The organism is Streptomyces sp. NPDC029466 (assembly GCF_055574515.1).
The window spans coordinates 188,179-202,982 of sequence record NZ_JBVHZH010000005.1; the positions used below are offsets into that span (position 1 = coordinate 188,179).

Here is a 14,804-nt window from a genome sequence, read left to right on the forward strand (position 1 = left end):
CCACCGACGGGGCACGGCGGACGAGAGGAAGGCGCGGCGATGTCGATGCTCAAGGGCAGCAATGTTCCGGTCCCGGCTCCGGCGGTCCGGGTCGAACTGGGCCGGCAGACGGCCCCGGGGACACCGGACGTGGACGCCTCCGCCCTGCTGCTGGTGTCCGGAAAGGTCCGCGACGACGGCGACTTCGTCTTCTACAACCAGGCCGCGCACGCCTCCGGCGCCGTACGCCACGAAGGCAAGCGCCCGGCCGGCGGCGCGATGACCGACTGCCTCGCGGTCGATCTGGCCGCCGTCGAACCCGCCGTCGACACGGTGGTGCTCGCCGCCTCCGCCGACGGCGGCAGCTTCGGCAGCGTCCCTGGGCTGTACATCCGGGTGCTGGACGCCGCGGACGGCGCCGAACTCGCCCGCTTCGACAGCCAGGACGCCGGCACCGAGACCGCCTTCGTCCTCGGTGAGCTCTACCGGCGCCAGGGCGGCTGGAAGTTCCGTGCGGTGGGGCAGGGGTACGCCACCGGTCTGGCCGGTCTGGCCACCGACTTCGGCATCAGCGTCGAGGAACCGGCGGCGCCCCCGGCTCCGGCCCCGGCCTCCGCCGCGCCCGCTCCGCCGCCCGCCGCGCCCCCGGCCATAGCGCCCGCGCCGCAGATGGCGCCGCCGCCCCAGCCGCCCGCGCCCCCCATGGCTCCGCCGACGGCGCCCCCGCCGCCCACGGGGCAGCCGGCGGCGTCTGTCCCGCCCCCGCCGGGGCAGCCCGCGCCCGCCCCCGCGCCCGTGCGTCTGACCAAGGTCACCCTCACGAAGGAGGCCCCGGCCGTCTCCCTGACGAAGCAGGGCGGCACCTCCGGCGCGATGCGGGTGAACCTCAACTGGAGCGCCGGTTCGGCGGGCAAGCGGCTGGGCAAGAAGCTCGGCCGCAAGGCGATGGAGGCCATGGGTGCCCGCGGCGCCCTGCTGCCCTCCGGGGAGCTCGATCTCGACCTGTGCGCGCTCTACCAACTCACCGACGGCGCCGCGGGCGTGGTCCATCCGCTGGGCAACAACTTCGGCGCCCTGCACGCCCCGCCGTACATCCAGCTCGACGGCGACGACCGCACCGGCGGCGTCGCGGCCGGCGAGAACATGACCATCAACCTCGACCACCAGGACCGCATCAAGCGCATCCTGATCTTCGTCACCGTCTACGCCGGCGCCCGCAGCTTCGAGGGGCTGAACGCGACCGTCACCCTCCAGCCCCAGCACGGTGCCCCGGTCGACTTCACCCTGGACGCCTGCACGGTGCCCTCCAACGTCTGCGCGCTGGCGCTGATCACCAACACCGGCAGTGAACTCGTCGTCCAGCGCGAGGCCCGCTACCTGGTCCCCGAACCCGGAGTCAGCCCGCAGCGCACCGTCGACTACGCCTACGGCTGGGGCCTGGACTGGTCACCGGCCCGCAAGTGACCCCACCGGGGGCGCCGCTCAGGGCGCCGGATACGTCCGGCCCTTCCAGGCCGCGCCGCGCCCCCGGTAGTGCTGCACCGCCGAGTCCACCGTCATCAGGAGATAGAGCAGTGCGGTGAAGGGCAGCAGCGGCGCCGCCCACAGCGGCTGTCCGTAGTAGCGCAGCATCGGCAGATAGGTCCCGCTCATCACCGCCCAGGCCGCCCCGCCCAGCGCCGCGAGCACCGGGCCGCCGCCGGCCAGTCCGGCCACCAGCGCGACGGGCGGCGCCAGATAGACCAGCGCCAGGCCCAGCACCGTGCCGAGCAGCAGCAGGGGCCGGTGCCGCAGTTGGGCGTACGCGCTGCGGGACACCATCCGCCACAGCGTGCCGGGCCCGGGATACGGCCGCACGCTGTCCACCCGGTCCGCCAGACCCAGCCAGATCCGCCCGCCGCCGCGCTTGACCGACCGCGCCAGCGTCACATCGTCGATCACCGCATGCCGGATCGCCTCCGGGATGCCCGCCCGCTCCGCGGCCTCCCGCCGCAGCAGCACACAGCCCCCGGCCGCGGCCGCGGTCCGCGCCCCGGGCCGGTTGACCCAGCGGAAGGGGTAGAGCTGCCCGAAGAAGTAGACGAACGCCGGCACGATCAGCCGCTCCCAGAACGTCACCACCCGCAGCCGCGCCATCTGGGAGACCAGATCCAGCTCCGCCGACCGGGCCGCCGCCACCAACTCCCGCAGGCTGTCCGGCTCGTGCGCGATATCCGCGTCGGTCAGCAGCAGATACTCCGGCGCGACACGCTCCCGCGCCAGCGCCATCCCGTGCCGTACGGCCCACAGCTTCCCCGTCCATCCCGGCTCGGGCTCGCCGGGCGCGGACACCGTCAGCGGCAGCCCGCCCCGCGCGGCCGCCAGGCGCCGGGCCAGTGCGCCGGTCCCGTCCGTACTGCCGTCGTCCACCAGGAACACCTCAGCCCGGCCCGGGTACTTCTGCCCGAGCAGCGACGGCAGGCTGTCCGGCAGCACCGCGGCCTCGTCCCGCGCGGGGACCACCACACCGACCGACGGCCAGCGCTCCGGATCCCGGCGGTCCGGCAGCCGTACGTCCGTCCGCCAGAAGAAGCCCTGACCCAGCAGCAGCCACACCCAGGCCAGCAGGGACCCGGCACCGATCCACTCCATCGCTCCCACGGCCGCAGTCTGCCGCACCGCACCCGGCACACACCGGCGCGCGACACGGTGTCGGGAGGACGGCGAGGCCGGGCCGGAAGGTGAGGGAAGAGGCCGGGGAGGCGCCGGGCGGAGACCGGTCCGGCGGTCACCGGGGGGCGCCTGGCCGCGCCGCCCGGTATGACAAGCCGGACGGGCGGCTGAGTAAAGTGTCCGGGTGAAGATCGCGCTGATGGACTCCGGGACCGGGCTGCTCGCGGCGGCCGCCGCCATGCGGCGACTGCGGCCGGACGCCGATCTGGTCCTCTCCTCCGACCCCGACGGGATGCCGTGGGGCCCCCGCACCCCCGACGATGTCACCGCTCATGCGCTGGCCGTGGCCCGCGCGGCGGCCGCGCACCGCCCCGACGCCCTGATCGTCGCCTGCAACACCGCGTCCGTGCACGCGCTGCCCGCGCTCCGCGCCGAACTGGAACCGCAGATCCCGGTCATCGGCACCGTCCCGGCGATCAAGCCCGCCGCGGCCGGCGGCGGCCCGGTCGCCATCTGGGCGACCCCCGCCACCACCGGCAGCCCCTACCAGCGGGATCTGATCGACCGGTTCGGGCGCGGGCTGGAGATCACGGGTGTGCCGTGCCCGGGGCTCGCCCACGCGGTCCAGGTCGCCGACGAGGCCGCGATCGACGACGCCATCGAGGCCGCCGCCCATCTCACCCCACGGGACGTGCGGACCGTCGTCCTGGGCTGCACCCACTACGAGCTGGTCGCCGAACGGATCCGGGCCGCCCTCCAGCAGCCCGGCGCCCCCGCGCTCGTCCTGCACGGCTCCGCCGAGGCGGTCGCTGCCCAGGCGCTGCGCCGTATCGGTGCCGAACCGGCTCCGGCGGCCGCGCCGACCGGTGCCCTCAGCGTGATCCTCAGCGGCCGCCCCGCCGGACTGCCGGCCGTGGCGCTCGCCTACGCCGAGGGCCGGCTGCTCGCCCGGAGCCGTACGGACCTGGCGCCGGAAGACGCGCTGCCGGCTGCCCCCGCGCCCGACGGAGCAGCCGCGACCGCCCGCCGCTGACGTCACCCCTGACGTCTCCGGCCTCGCAACCCGGGCCGGAATGGGGCCGTCCGACGCACTGCCACGGGGTGCAAAGACGCGTACGCTGCGTTTCATGAGGGACCACCCCCACGAGGGGGCAGCAGCCCCCGGTAACCACGGCAGTACCGACGGCGACGACAGTGGAGCGCGCCCCGGCGGCGGCTCCCATGCCGAGATCCCCGAGGTCTGGCACGGCAGCGCCACCAACCGCATCCAGTGGCTGCTGGCCGCGATCGGCGCGGCCTGTCTGGCGCTGGGCATCCTGCTCGCCGTCGAGAGCAACTGGACGTCGGGGCGCGCACCCCTGGTGATGTCGGTGGTGGGCTGTGTCGCGGCCGGTCTGCTGGTGCTCTTCGGCACGCTCGCCTTCGTCCATGTCGCGGTACGCGTCGACAAGGAATGCCTGGAAGTACGGTGCGGCCATATAGGGGTGCCACGCCGCCGGATTCCGCTCGACACCGTCGTCGGCGCCGATTTCACCCCCCAGGTCACGCCCCGCCACTGGGGCGGCTGGGGCTACCGCTGGCGCCCCGAACAGGGCACCGCCGTGGTGGTCCGCCGGGGCGAGGGCGTGGTGCTCCGGCTCGGTGACGGGATGACCTTCACCATTACCGTCGATGACGCCGAGGGCGCCGTCCGGGCGATCCGGGGCCGGCTCCGGCCGCGCGAGGGGACTCCGGCGGGCACCTGAGCGCCGCGCGGGAAGGGTGTGCCGGTGCGCGTACTGCGGGCGGGGCGGGCCGGAGACGTCCCGTAGGGTCGGACCCATGGCAACCCCCGACTTCATCCGTGACCTCCGGAACTCCATCGGCCGGCAGCTCCTCTGGCTGCCCGGGGTGAGCGCGGTCGTCTTCGATGACCAGGGCCGGGTCCTGCTGGGAAGGCGGGTCGACACCGGTGGCTGGTCGGTGATCGGGGGCATCCCCGAGCCCGGCGAGCAGCCCGCCGAGACCGCGGTGCGGGAGGTCTACGAGGAGACCGCCGTACGGGTCGTCCCCGAGGGCATCGTCCTCGTCGAGACCATGCCGCCCACCCGCTACCCCAACGGCGATGTCTGCCAGTTCATGGATGTGACGCTGCGCTGCCGGGCGGTCGGCGGTGCGGCGCGGGTCAATGACGACGAGTCGCTGGAGGTCGGCTGGTTCGCCGTGGACGCCCTGCCCGAGCTTGAGGAGTACGCGCTGACCCGGATCAAGCGGGCGCTGGAGGCCGGGCCGACGTGGTTCCACAGGATGGACGAGGAGCCGCCGGGCCGGTACCCGGAAGCCTGAACCCCCGGCGGCCGCCTCCGGGGGTTCAGGCTTCGGGGCGACGGGCGACGGGCGACGGGCGACGGGCCACGGGGTCGTGCGACGGGCGTCGGTGCCGGGCGGCGGGCTACAACTCCTCCGTCGACGGCTCGTCCAACGGGTCGGAGGTTTCGTCGGGAAGCGGCGGCAGCTCCGACTCGTCCGGGGAACCGGGCTCGTCGGTGTTCGCGCCGGGCGGCTCCTCCGTGTGCATCTCCCGCTCGGCCTTGCGGCAGGTGGTGATCCAGGTGCCGGTGGGGCCGCTCTCGTACTGGCAGACCCAGCCGCGTACGGAGAGCGTGGCCCGGTCGTCGCGGGCGTCCCGCGGCGCCCGCAGAAAGAACTCGGACATCACCGTGCGGGCCTCCCCGCAGCCCACCGTGCCCCCGGCCCCGGGGTCGGCGAAGAGCGTGACGTCTCCTTCCGGGCCCAGCGCGTGGGGGAGTTCACCGCAGTTCACCGGCTGGCCGGGGACGGTCGGGGAAGCGGAGCCCGCCCCACCGCCCGGGGTACGGTCCGGCCCGGTGCCGGTGGGAGAGGCCGCGGCCGTCGTGTCCTGGCCGCCGTCCGCGTCCCCGCAGCCCGCGGCGGCCAGCGCGAGCAGCACCGTCGGTACGGCGATGAGTCTCCGCATGTCGGCCTCCCTGGTGGCGGCGGTGCGCAGCCGGCATGCCGCCCCACCGCACAGACCTTAGGAGCCCGCCGGGCGCCGGGCGATCCGGGGCGGCCGTTCGGGTGACGCCCATGGGCCGTGGCCCGGGGCGTGGCAGGCCCCACGCCGGGGAGTTGCCGGAGGCCCGGTAACCGGGCGGCTGCGGTCCGCCGGTGGTGCCCGGCAGGTGCCGCCACCACACCCGGGCCGCCAAGTGTGGGGCCGGGCCACATCGGTGCCGGACCGCCCGCTGCCTAGGGTGCGGACATGACCGCGATCGGCACCCCAGGCCCGGTATCCCTCGATCTCGACGGCCGTACCGCTCTCGTCACCGGTGCGGCCGGGGGCATCGGACGCGCCTGCGCGCTGCGGCTGGCGGCGGCCGGCGCCACGGTGCGCGCGGTCGACCGGGACACCGACGGCCTGGCCCGCCTCGCGGCCGACCACCCGAACGGCGCCGGCGGCCGGATCGAACCGTGCCCGCTGGATCTCACCGATCTGGACGCCGCCGAGCGGATCGCGGCCGGCACCGATCTGCTGGTCAACAACGCGGGCCTCCAGCTCGTCCGGCCCATCGAGGAGTTCCCGCCCGAGGTCTTCCACCAGATCCTGACCGTGATGCTGGAGGCGCCCTTCCGGCTGCTGCGCGGCGCGCTGCCCCATATGTACGCGCGGGGCTGGGGCCGGGTCATCAATATCTCGTCCGTGCACGGGCTGCGGGCGTCCCCCTTCAAGTCGGCGTATGTCGCGGCGAAGCACGGTCTGGAAGGGCTGTCCAAGACCGCGGCGCTGGAGGGCGCCCCGCACGGCGTCACCAGCAACTGCGTCAATCCCGGCTATGTCCGCACGCCGTTGGTCGAACGGCAGCTCGCCGACCAGGCCGCCGCGCACGGCATCCCCGGGGAGCGCGTACTGGCCGACATCCTGCTCGCCGACTCCGCCCTCAAGCGGCTGGTCGAACCGGCAGAGGTCGCCGAGGCCGTCGCCTATCTCTGCACCCCGGAGGCGTCCTTCGTGACGGGCACCTCGCTCGCCCTGGACGGGGGCTGGACCGCGCACTGAGCGGCCCCCGGGCCGTATCCGGGCGGCGGAGGCTGGCGCACCGCGACGACCCGGAGGTATCCCTGGTGACCATGCCCACCGAACAGCCGGCGCCCGAGCCGGGCCCCGAGTCCGTGCACACCCCGCGGACGGCGCCCGTTCCGTACGCACCGGACGGCACGGCGCCCGGCGAAGACGGCCACGACCCGGCCGAGGCGCCCTTCCTCGGTCTGCTGGCCGCCGGCGCCGCGGCCGGGGAGTACGAGCGGCCGGTGCTGCGCGCCCGCGCCGGGGGCGCGTCCGCCGGCCGGCTCGCCGCACTGGAGCGGGCCAAGCTCCGCGCGCTGCGGGTGCGCGCCGAACTGGAGGACCGCCGGCGGCGGGAGGCCGAGCTGTCCGCGCTCTACGCCACCGCGCACGACCTGGCCGGGCTGCGGGACCTCGACGCGGTGCTGCGCGCGATCGTCCGCCGGGCCCGCTCCCTCCTGGGCACCGAGGTCGCCTACCTCACCCTCCACGACCCGGCCGCCGGTGACACCTTTATGCGGGTCACCGACGGCTCGGTCTCGGCGCGGTTCCAGCAGCTGCGGCTCGGTATGGGCGAGGGGCTGGGCGGGCTGGTCGCGGAGACCGCCCGCCCGTATGTCACCGACAGCTACTTCCACGACGAGCGGTTCCGGCACACCCGCACCATCGACTCGGGCGTCCAGGACGAGGGGCTGGTGGCGATCCTCGGGGTGCCGTTGCTGCTGGGCAGCGGTGTGATCGGGGTGCTGTTCGCCGCGGACCGGCGCGAGCGGGTCTTCGAGCACGGCCAGATCGCGCTGCTCGCCGCCCACGCGGCGCATGCCGCCGTCGCCATCGACACCGCCAACCTCCTTGCCGGGACCCGTAAGACGCTCACCGAACTGGAGGCCGCGAACGAGATCATCCGCGACCGCAGCGCGGTCATCGAGCGGGCCTCGGACGTCCATGACCGGCTGACCGAACTGGTGCTGCGCGGCGGCGGGGTCCAGGACGTCGCCGGGGCGGTGGCGGAAGTGCTGGACGGCGAGGTCGAGTTCGCCGAGCCCGGCGCGGCACCGGCCGAGGCACTGGACCGCTCGCGCGCCGACGGGCACGCCGTACGGGACGGCGCGGACTGGGTCGCGGCGGTAGGGGCCGGCGGCGAGGTCCTGGGCGCCCTCGTGCTGCGCGGCCATCCGGCCCTCGACCCGGTCGACCAGCGGACCCTGGAACGGGCCGCCATGGTCACCTCCCTGCTCCTGCTCGCCCGGCGGACCGCCGGCGAGGCCGAACAGCGGGTGCGCGGCGAGCTGTTGGACGGTCTGCTGAACGCCGCGGACCGCGATCCCCGGCTGCTCCGTGAACGCGCGGCCCGCGTCGGCGCCGACCTGGACGTGCCGCATGTCGTCCTGGCCGCCCGGACCGACGGGCCCGACGGCGGGGAGGACGACGCCCACTCCCACGGCGCCGGCCGTCGCCGGCTCTGGTCGGCGGCCTCTCATCTCGCCGCCACCCGCCGGGGCCTGGCCGCCCTACGGGACGGCGGCGCCGTCCTGCTGCTGCCGCTCGATCCCGACGGCGACCCGGCGCACGCCGCCCGAGAGGCCGCGGCGCGGCTCGGTGCCGCGCTGCGTCTGCCCGTCGCGGTCGGCGCCTCGGCTCCGGCCCCGGCCGCCCGCCCCGCGGCGGTCGCGGACGCCTACGCGGAGGCCGGCCGCTGCCGGGAGGCGCTGCGTGTGCTGGGCCGGGCCGGCCAGGGCGCGGCCGCCGCCGACTTCGGCTTCCTCGGCCTGCTGCTCGCCGACACCCGCGATGTGCACGGCTTCGTCCACCGCACGCTCGGCGCGGTCACCGAGTACGACGCCCGCCGCGGTACGGAGCTGCTGCGCACCCTCGGCGCCTACTTCGCCTGCGGAATGAGCCCGGCCCGCACCAAGGAGACGCTGCACGTCCATGTCAACACCGTGGCGCAGCGCCTGGACCGGGTGAGCCGGCTGCTGGGACCCGACTGGCAGACGCCGGCCCGCGCCCTGGAGATCCAGCTGGCGCTGCGGCTGCACCGGCTCTCCTCCGCCGTGGTGGGCGATACCGGCGCGTAGCGGGGGCGAGGGTCCGCGGCGTGCTCACCGTCGGTCCGTACGGATGGCCGCCTCCGGGTGCGCGCCGTCGCGACCTGCGGCAGCGTGGTGCCGAAGCTTTCCCCCACTGACAGAGGAGTACGACATGGGTGACAAGGGCGCCATGGACAAGATGAAGGGCAAGGCCAAGCAGAAGGCCGGCAAGATCATGGGCGACGAGCGGCTGAAGGGCGAGGGCCGCGCGGACGAGGCCAAGGGCAGGGCCAAGGAGGCCATGAGCGACGCCAAGGAGAACGCCCGCGGGATGAAGGACTCCATGAAGGGCAAGAGCCGCTCCTGACGCCCGGCGGGGGCGTGGCGGACCTGCTGCCCCGTCTCCCGGAGCGTCCCCGGGCCCGCCACGCCCCCGCCGTACATCAGGTTTCTCAGGCCCCTCCGGACGGTAGGGCCGACGACGCCCCGCCTTCCGGACCGGCCGCACCCGGGCCGGTCGTACCCGGCCCGGCCGTACCCGGCCCGGCCGTCCGGCCCCCGCCGGGCACCGCCCCGTCCACCGCGGTGAGATCCCGGCTGCGGGTCTCCCGCGCCACACCCACCGCGACCAGTGTCAGCAGCGCGGCGGCGATGACGTACAGGGCGATCGGCGTCGGGCTGTCGTAGTCGGCGAGCAGCGCGGTCGCGATCAGCGGGGCGGGCGCACCGGCCGCGACCGAGGAGAACTGGGCACCGATCGAGGCGCCCGAGTACCGCATCCGGGTCGCGAACATCTCCGCGAAGAAGGCCGCCTGCGGCGCGTACATCGCACCGTGGAAGACCAGCCCGACGCTCACCGCGAGCAGCAGCGGCCCGAACCGGCCGCCGTCGACCAGTGCGAAGAACGGGAAAGCCCAGACGCCGACGCCGACCGCGCCCAGCAGAGAGACCGGCCGGCGCCCGATCCGGTCCGAGAGCGCGCCCCAGGCGGGGATCACCGCGAAGTGCAGCGCCGAGGCGATCAGTACGGCGTTCAGCGCGGTCTGCTGCGACAGCGCGGTGTGCGAGGTCGCGTACACGAGCACAAAGGCCGTGATCACGTAGTACGAGATGTTCTCGGCCATCCGCGCCCCCATCGCGATCAGCACATCCCGCCAGTGGTGCTTGAGGACCGCGACCAACGGCATCTTCTCCACCGCGGCACCCTCCGCCCGCCGGGCCTCGGCACGCGCCAACGCGGCCTGGAACACCGGCGATTCATCCACCGAGAGCCGCACCCACAGCCCCACGGCCACCAGCACACCCGAGAGCAGGAACGGCACCCGCCACCCCCAGGACATGAACGCCGCATCCGACAACACCGCCGTCATCACCGACAGCACCCCGGTGGCCAGCAACTGCCCCGCAGGCGCGCCGGTTTGCGGCCATGACGCCCAGAACCCACGCCGCCGCGCGTCCCCGTGCTCCGACACCAGCAGCACCGCGCCGCCCCACTCCCCGCCCAGCGCGAACCCCTGCACCAGCCGCAACGCGGTCAACAACACCGGCGCCGCCGTGCCCACCGTCGCATGCGTCGGCAGCAACCCGATCGCGAATGTCGCGCCCCCCATCAGCAACAGACTCACCACCAGCAACTTCTTGCGCCCCAGCCGGTCCCCGTAATGCCCGAAGACCAACGCGCCTATCGGCCGCGCCGCGAAGCCCACCGCATACGTCAGAAACGACAGCAGCGTCCCGACCAGCGGATCCGACCCGGGGAAGAACAGCTTGTTGAACACCAGCGCGGCAGCGGACCCATAGAGAAAGAAGTCGTACCACTCGACGGTCGTGCCGATGAGACTCGCGGCGACGATGCGTTTGAGCTGGGTGGGTGGCGGTGGAGTAGCGGTCGCGGGGGAGGACATCGGCACCACTTCCTGACGAGGGGCGAAGACGTTTCGTGTCGCCACACCGTAGGAACGCGCAGGCCAGGCGCACATGTGGCGGGGCGCCACACTTCGGGCCCGGACGGTGCGGGCGGGCACCATGTGCCGCGGGCGCGCCGTCCGCCAATGACCGGTTCTCGCCTGGTTGGGAACGGCCGCTGCTGCCAGGCTCAGGCTCCGCAGAAGGCCCTATGCCGCATAAATTGCCCTTTTGGGAAAGGAATCCGCATGCGCGTCAGACTCGTCACGGCCGCCGTGGCTCTCTCCGTCGCACTGGGGGGCACCGTCCTCGCCGCCCCCGCCGCTCAGGCCGCGGCGCACCGGCCCTCCGTAGCACCGGCTGCCACGGCGGCCGCGGCCGGCTTCAACGTCGGAGGCATCTGGACCCTATACCAGAGCAATTCGGCGAACGCCACGCTCTCCGTGACCCAGGACGCCCAGGGAAACCTCACCGGCATGGCCAGGGCGGGAAGTGCGACGACGGGCACCATCGAGCAGGGATTCGTGGACGGTTCCTACCTCACCTTCGTCATCGCCTGGAGCGACGGCTCGACGGGCCGCTACATAGGCTCCCGCGGCGCTGACGGCCGCCTCAGCGGAGTCACCTCCGACCTGGCACATCCCTCCAGTCAGGCCACGTGGTACACGACTTGGACGTTCTGAGGCCCCATACCTTCCCAGCGTGGCCCCGGTGCGCCGTACCGGGGCCACGCCTCGTCCGGGAAGGGCTGTCACCCCGGCGTCGTCGGCATCGCGGACTTATGGCACGGATCGTCAACAATGCAACCGAACAGGCGGGTTGCCCACTCTTGTAGAGCGGACTGACAGTCCCTGTCCGCTGCCTGTACCAGCCGAGGAGACATCTGCTGTGTCCGAGACATCCACTTCCGTGACCCGCCGCCTTCGTGGCCGGGCCATGGGACTCGCCGTGGTCGGTACGGCCCTCGTCCTCGTTGCCCCGGGCCCGGCGACGGCCGTGGTCGGCCCGGCCCCTGCCGCCCCGGCCGACCCGGTCTCCGTCCTGACGTACACCGCCAAGGAGCGCCAGGAAGCCCTCGCCTACTGGACGCCCGCCCGCATCAAGGCCGTCGGGAAGTCCGTGGACCTCGGCCCGACCGGGCCGAAGGCCAAGCCGTGGCGGGGCACCGCTCTGAAGACCGTGGGGCGGCTCTTCTTCGTCAATGCGAGCGGCGCCGATACCTGGTGCACGGCCACCGCGGTGAAAAGCGCCAACCGCTCCGCCGTGATGACCGCGGCACACTGCGTGCGCCGGGGCTCCTCTCCCGGCAACACCCATATCGCGATGGTGTTCGTCCCCGCCTACAGCAAGGGCAAGATGCCCTACGGCGCGTTCGCGGTCCGCGCCGCCGTCACCCCGCGCAACTGGGAGAACGACTCCACCGACGACCTGTCCACGCTGGTCGTCGACGCCGGTAAAAGCGGCCGCAAGCTCACCGACGTCGTGGGCGGCCAGGACATCGCCTTCAACCGTCCCGTGGGCGGCGCCATTTCCGCCTTCGGCTACTCGGCCACCCGCCCGCAGCTCGGCGAGGAACTCCTCCACTGTGTCGGTACGGCCAGGAAGAAGGACGGCGTACAGGCCATCCCCTGCGACCTGACGGGCGGCTCCAGCGGCGGACCGTGGCTGGCCGATTTCCACGCCACTACCGGCACGGGGACCCTGGTCTCGGTCAACAGTGCACTGGACTCCCTGACACCGACCGAGATGCAGGGCGAGGTACTGGGGGCCACGGCCAAGAAGGTGTACGACCGGGCCCAGCACAGCTGACGCGGGGCCCGCCCTTCGACGCCTCCAGGCACCGCCTCGGACGTGTCACGAGGTGGGCGGCAGCGCCAGCCAGTCCTGCCAGGTGATGTCGCGGCCCAGGTAACGGGGCTGCTGGAAGGGCCAGTCGGCGGCGATCCACTGCGGCACCAGCGCGTCGAGCGCGCGCTCCGACTCGCCGCCGACGAGGTCGTCCACCACCCACCAGGAGATCTCTGCGTCGGAGCCGGTGCGCTCGGGCGGATCGACGTAGACGCAGCCGAGGAGCGCCGTCTCCTCCTCGTCCAGCAGCGCGTAGTTGAACGACTGGTGCGCGGCTATCTCCTTCTCGTGCCGCAGCAGGTCGATGCGGTCCTCTTCATAGGTCATCGTCTCCTTGGGCCACCCCCAGGCCGGGCCGAAGATCTCCCACAGGCGCTCTCGGGAGCCCATCACGGCGGGGTAGTCGACCGGGGTGTCCGCCTCCCGGATCGGCCGCAGGTGAAGCGCGGTGTGGGGCACGGGCACGTACACGGGGTGGACGAAGTCGTCAGGCAGCCAGCTCATAGGGGCTGAGGCTACAACCGGTCGGCGTGGGAGGGGCCCGGCTTTTCGCCGGCGGACCAGGGGCGGAACGCTGTCAAGAGGCCCGGGCTCAGGTCGGCCATCTGCGGGTGGTGGGGCAAGGCAGGCAACCGTGGTGCGGTTCATGGCCTCTCCCTGGGCGACTTTGTTCTATCGCCACTGGAGGACTGATGGGCAAGGCGAGAACACACCGTGCGGCCTGGGCGGGTGCGGTCGTGGCGGGGGCGGCGCTGGTGGTGTCGGCCACCCCGCCCGCCGCTGCGGTGGTCGGGGGAGACCGGGCCGAGATCAAGAAGTACCCCTGGACCGTGGCGCTGACGTCGCAGGACGTCAAGGAGCCGGAGTGTGCGGGCACGCTCGTCGCGCCGCGCAAGGTGCTGACCGCGTCCCACTGCGTGAGCCCGGCCACCGTCGAGGGTGTGCGGGTGGTGGGCGGACGGGAGGACCTACGGGACACCCGTAAGGGCACCGTGCGCAAGGTGACGAAGCTGTGGATCCACCCCAAGGCCGACACCGAAGGGAACGGCGCCACCTACGCGCACGACCTCGCCGTCCTCACCCTCAACGCCCCTATGCCGTACCGCACTCTGCCGCTCGCCACCCCGGCGCAGCAGAAGCTGTACGAGGAAGGCACGCCCAACCGGGTGCTGGGGTGGGGTTCCACTACGGGTCGCGAGGACGACACCCGGGTGCCGCCGTTGCAGACCGCGCTGATCCCCAACCGGGGCGATGCGCAGTGCGTCACGGCGTATGGCACCCGTAGGTACCGCTCGTCGTACACGATGTGCATCGGCTATCCGGCGGGCGGCGTCAGTGCGTGCTCCGGGGACAGTGGGGGGCCGGTCGTGGCGCGGGGGCGGCTCGTCGGCGTCATCAGTGGTGGCGGGAGTTGCACCAGCCGTCTCTATCCGGGCGTCGCGGTGAAGTCGGCCGCCTATTACGCCCTTCTCCAGAGCCGGATCACCGGATAGCGGGGTGGGAGGGAGCATGCGGATGACACGACACAGCTACCTGCGGTGGCCGGTTCTGGTAGGTCTCATGGTGCTCGTCGGTGCCGGCCTCGCCGTGCTGCCGGCCCGCACCGCCCAGGCCGTCGTCGGCGGAAAGCAGACCAGCACGGCCGCGGCACCCTGGGTCGTCGCGATCAACCTGTGGCGGCAGACCGACACCTACCCGCGCTCGGGGCAGTTCTGCGGCGGCACCCTGGTCACTCCGACCAAGGTCGTCACCGCGGCCCATTGCGTGGTGGACGAGGCCCCCACCGACTTGGGGGCGGTCGCCGGCCGCACCGACCTGCGCCGTCACGAGGGCCGGATGCGCAAGGTGACCAAGGTCTGGATCCATCCGCGGTTCGGCCGCCATCTGGAGAACGATGTCGCCGTCCTCACCCTCGACAAGCCGATGCCGCCGCGGTACACCCCACTGCCGATAGCCACCGCTGCCGACACCGCTCTGTACCGCCCCGGTACCGGCGCACGGGTGTACGGCTGGGGCCTGCTGGATTACGAGAACCGCGAGGCGAATGTGCTCCGGGCGGCGAACCTGCGGGTGCTCCCCGACCGGACGTGCCAACGGCTCAACCCCGGGGGCGACTTCGATCCCTCGATGCACGTCTGTGCCAACGATCCGGTCACCGGCGCCCACCATGCCGAGGGCGACAGCGGCGGCCCACTCGTCGCCGGCGGCAAGCTGATCGGGACCGTCAGCTGGCTGGCCAACAGCGACGCCGCCACACCGACGCCGGGCGTCTACGCCCGGGTCGCGGCCTTTTCCCGCGAGATCGCCCAGCAGCTCGGGTGACGGCG

The 14,804-nt window shown here is 73.4% G+C and carries 15 protein-coding genes; 11 read left to right on the forward strand and 4 right to left on the reverse strand.

Annotation, left to right across the window (positions count from 1 at the left end):
* The first annotated feature begins 39 nt into the window (after positions 1-39).
* Positions 40-1,443: a TerD family protein gene (locus ACZ4XD_RS07410; protein ID WP_468039090.1), complete on the forward strand. Its 1,404-nt coding sequence runs from the start codon at positions 40-42 to the stop codon at positions 1,441-1,443.
* An 18-nt stretch (positions 1,444-1,461) separates the two neighbouring features.
* Here ACZ4XD_RS07410 and ACZ4XD_RS07415 read toward each other — a convergent pair whose 3' ends face one another.
* Positions 1,462-2,610, reverse strand: a complete 1,149-nt coding sequence (locus tag ACZ4XD_RS07415) for a glycosyltransferase (protein ID WP_468039151.1) — start codon at positions 2,608-2,610, stop codon at positions 1,462-1,464.
* Positions 2,611-2,815: 205 nt separating this feature from the next.
* Here ACZ4XD_RS07415 and ACZ4XD_RS07420 point away from each other — a divergent pair, with 205 nt between their 5' ends.
* The 3 genes from ACZ4XD_RS07420 to ACZ4XD_RS07430 all read left to right on the forward strand — a co-directional run bounded on the left by ACZ4XD_RS07420 (position 2,816) and on the right by ACZ4XD_RS07430 (position 4,956).
* Positions 2,816-3,664, forward strand: coding sequence for a glutamate racemase (locus ACZ4XD_RS07420; RefSeq protein ID WP_468039092.1), 849 nt, complete (start codon positions 2,816-2,818; stop codon positions 3,662-3,664).
* A 94-nt stretch (positions 3,665-3,758) separates the two neighbouring features.
* A complete protein-coding gene (locus ACZ4XD_RS07425; RefSeq protein ID WP_468039094.1) occupies positions 3,759-4,376 on the forward strand; it encodes a hypothetical protein in 618 nt (205 codons plus the stop codon).
* Between the two features lie 76 nt (positions 4,377-4,452).
* On the forward strand, positions 4,453-4,956 hold the full coding sequence (locus ACZ4XD_RS07430; protein ID WP_468039096.1) for an NUDIX hydrolase: 504 nt from the start codon (positions 4,453-4,455) through the stop codon (positions 4,954-4,956).
* A 106-nt stretch (positions 4,957-5,062) separates the two neighbouring features.
* Here the strand turns inward: ACZ4XD_RS07430 and ACZ4XD_RS07435 are convergent, their stop codons facing one another.
* Positions 5,063-5,608, reverse strand: a complete 546-nt coding sequence (locus tag ACZ4XD_RS07435; RefSeq protein WP_468039098.1) for a hypothetical protein — start codon at positions 5,606-5,608, stop codon at positions 5,063-5,065.
* Positions 5,609-5,893: 285 nt separating this feature from the next.
* Between ACZ4XD_RS07435 and ACZ4XD_RS07440 the strand changes: the two genes are divergently transcribed.
* The 3 genes from ACZ4XD_RS07440 (at position 5,894) to ACZ4XD_RS07450 (ending at position 9,091) form a co-directional block, all read left to right on the forward strand.
* Positions 5,894-6,688, forward strand: coding sequence for a 3-hydroxybutyrate dehydrogenase (locus tag ACZ4XD_RS07440; RefSeq protein WP_468039100.1), 795 nt, complete (start codon positions 5,894-5,896; stop codon positions 6,686-6,688).
* 71 nt (positions 6,689-6,759) lie between these two features.
* Positions 6,760-8,772, forward strand: a complete 2,013-nt coding sequence (locus ACZ4XD_RS07445; RefSeq protein ID WP_468039153.1) for a helix-turn-helix domain-containing protein — start codon at positions 6,760-6,762, stop codon at positions 8,770-8,772.
* Between the two features lie 124 nt (positions 8,773-8,896).
* A complete protein-coding gene (locus ACZ4XD_RS07450) occupies positions 8,897-9,091 on the forward strand; it encodes a CsbD family protein (RefSeq protein ID WP_042160405.1) in 195 nt (64 codons plus the stop codon).
* A gap of 85 nt (positions 9,092-9,176) precedes the next feature.
* On the opposite strand, the gene ACZ4XD_RS07455 is transcribed toward ACZ4XD_RS07450, so the two are convergent.
* Complete coding sequence (locus tag ACZ4XD_RS07455; RefSeq protein WP_468039103.1) at positions 9,177-10,751, reverse strand: MFS transporter; 1,575 nt, start codon at positions 10,749-10,751, stop codon at positions 9,177-9,179.
* Between the two features lie 126 nt (positions 10,752-10,877).
* Here ACZ4XD_RS07455 and ACZ4XD_RS07460 point away from each other — a divergent pair, with 126 nt between their 5' ends.
* Both ACZ4XD_RS07460 and ACZ4XD_RS07465 read left to right on the forward strand, forming a co-directional pair.
* Entirely contained in the window at positions 10,878-11,312 is a 435-nt protein-coding gene (locus ACZ4XD_RS07460) for a hypothetical protein (protein WP_468039105.1), read from the forward strand.
* 205 nt (positions 11,313-11,517) lie between these two features.
* Positions 11,518-12,438, forward strand: coding sequence for a trypsin-like serine peptidase (locus ACZ4XD_RS07465; RefSeq protein ID WP_468039107.1), 921 nt, complete (start codon positions 11,518-11,520; stop codon positions 12,436-12,438).
* A gap of 45 nt (positions 12,439-12,483) precedes the next feature.
* Here the strand turns inward: ACZ4XD_RS07465 and ACZ4XD_RS07470 are convergent, their stop codons facing one another.
* Complete coding sequence (locus ACZ4XD_RS07470) at positions 12,484-12,981, reverse strand: GNAT family N-acetyltransferase (protein ID WP_468039109.1); 498 nt, start codon at positions 12,979-12,981, stop codon at positions 12,484-12,486.
* A gap of 188 nt (positions 12,982-13,169) precedes the next feature.
* On the opposite strand from ACZ4XD_RS07470, the gene ACZ4XD_RS07475 reads away from it, so the two are divergent.
* Together ACZ4XD_RS07475 and ACZ4XD_RS07480 are read left to right on the forward strand one after the other, a co-directional pair.
* The gene (locus ACZ4XD_RS07475) at positions 13,170-13,970 is read left to right on the forward strand and encodes a S1 family peptidase (RefSeq protein ID WP_468039111.1); all 801 of its coding nucleotides are present in this window, start codon (positions 13,170-13,172) and stop codon (positions 13,968-13,970) included.
* 22 nt (positions 13,971-13,992) lie between these two features.
* On the forward strand, positions 13,993-14,799 hold the full coding sequence (locus ACZ4XD_RS07480; protein WP_468039113.1) for a S1 family peptidase: 807 nt from the start codon (positions 13,993-13,995) through the stop codon (positions 14,797-14,799).
* Positions 14,800-14,804 lie beyond the last annotated feature (5 nt).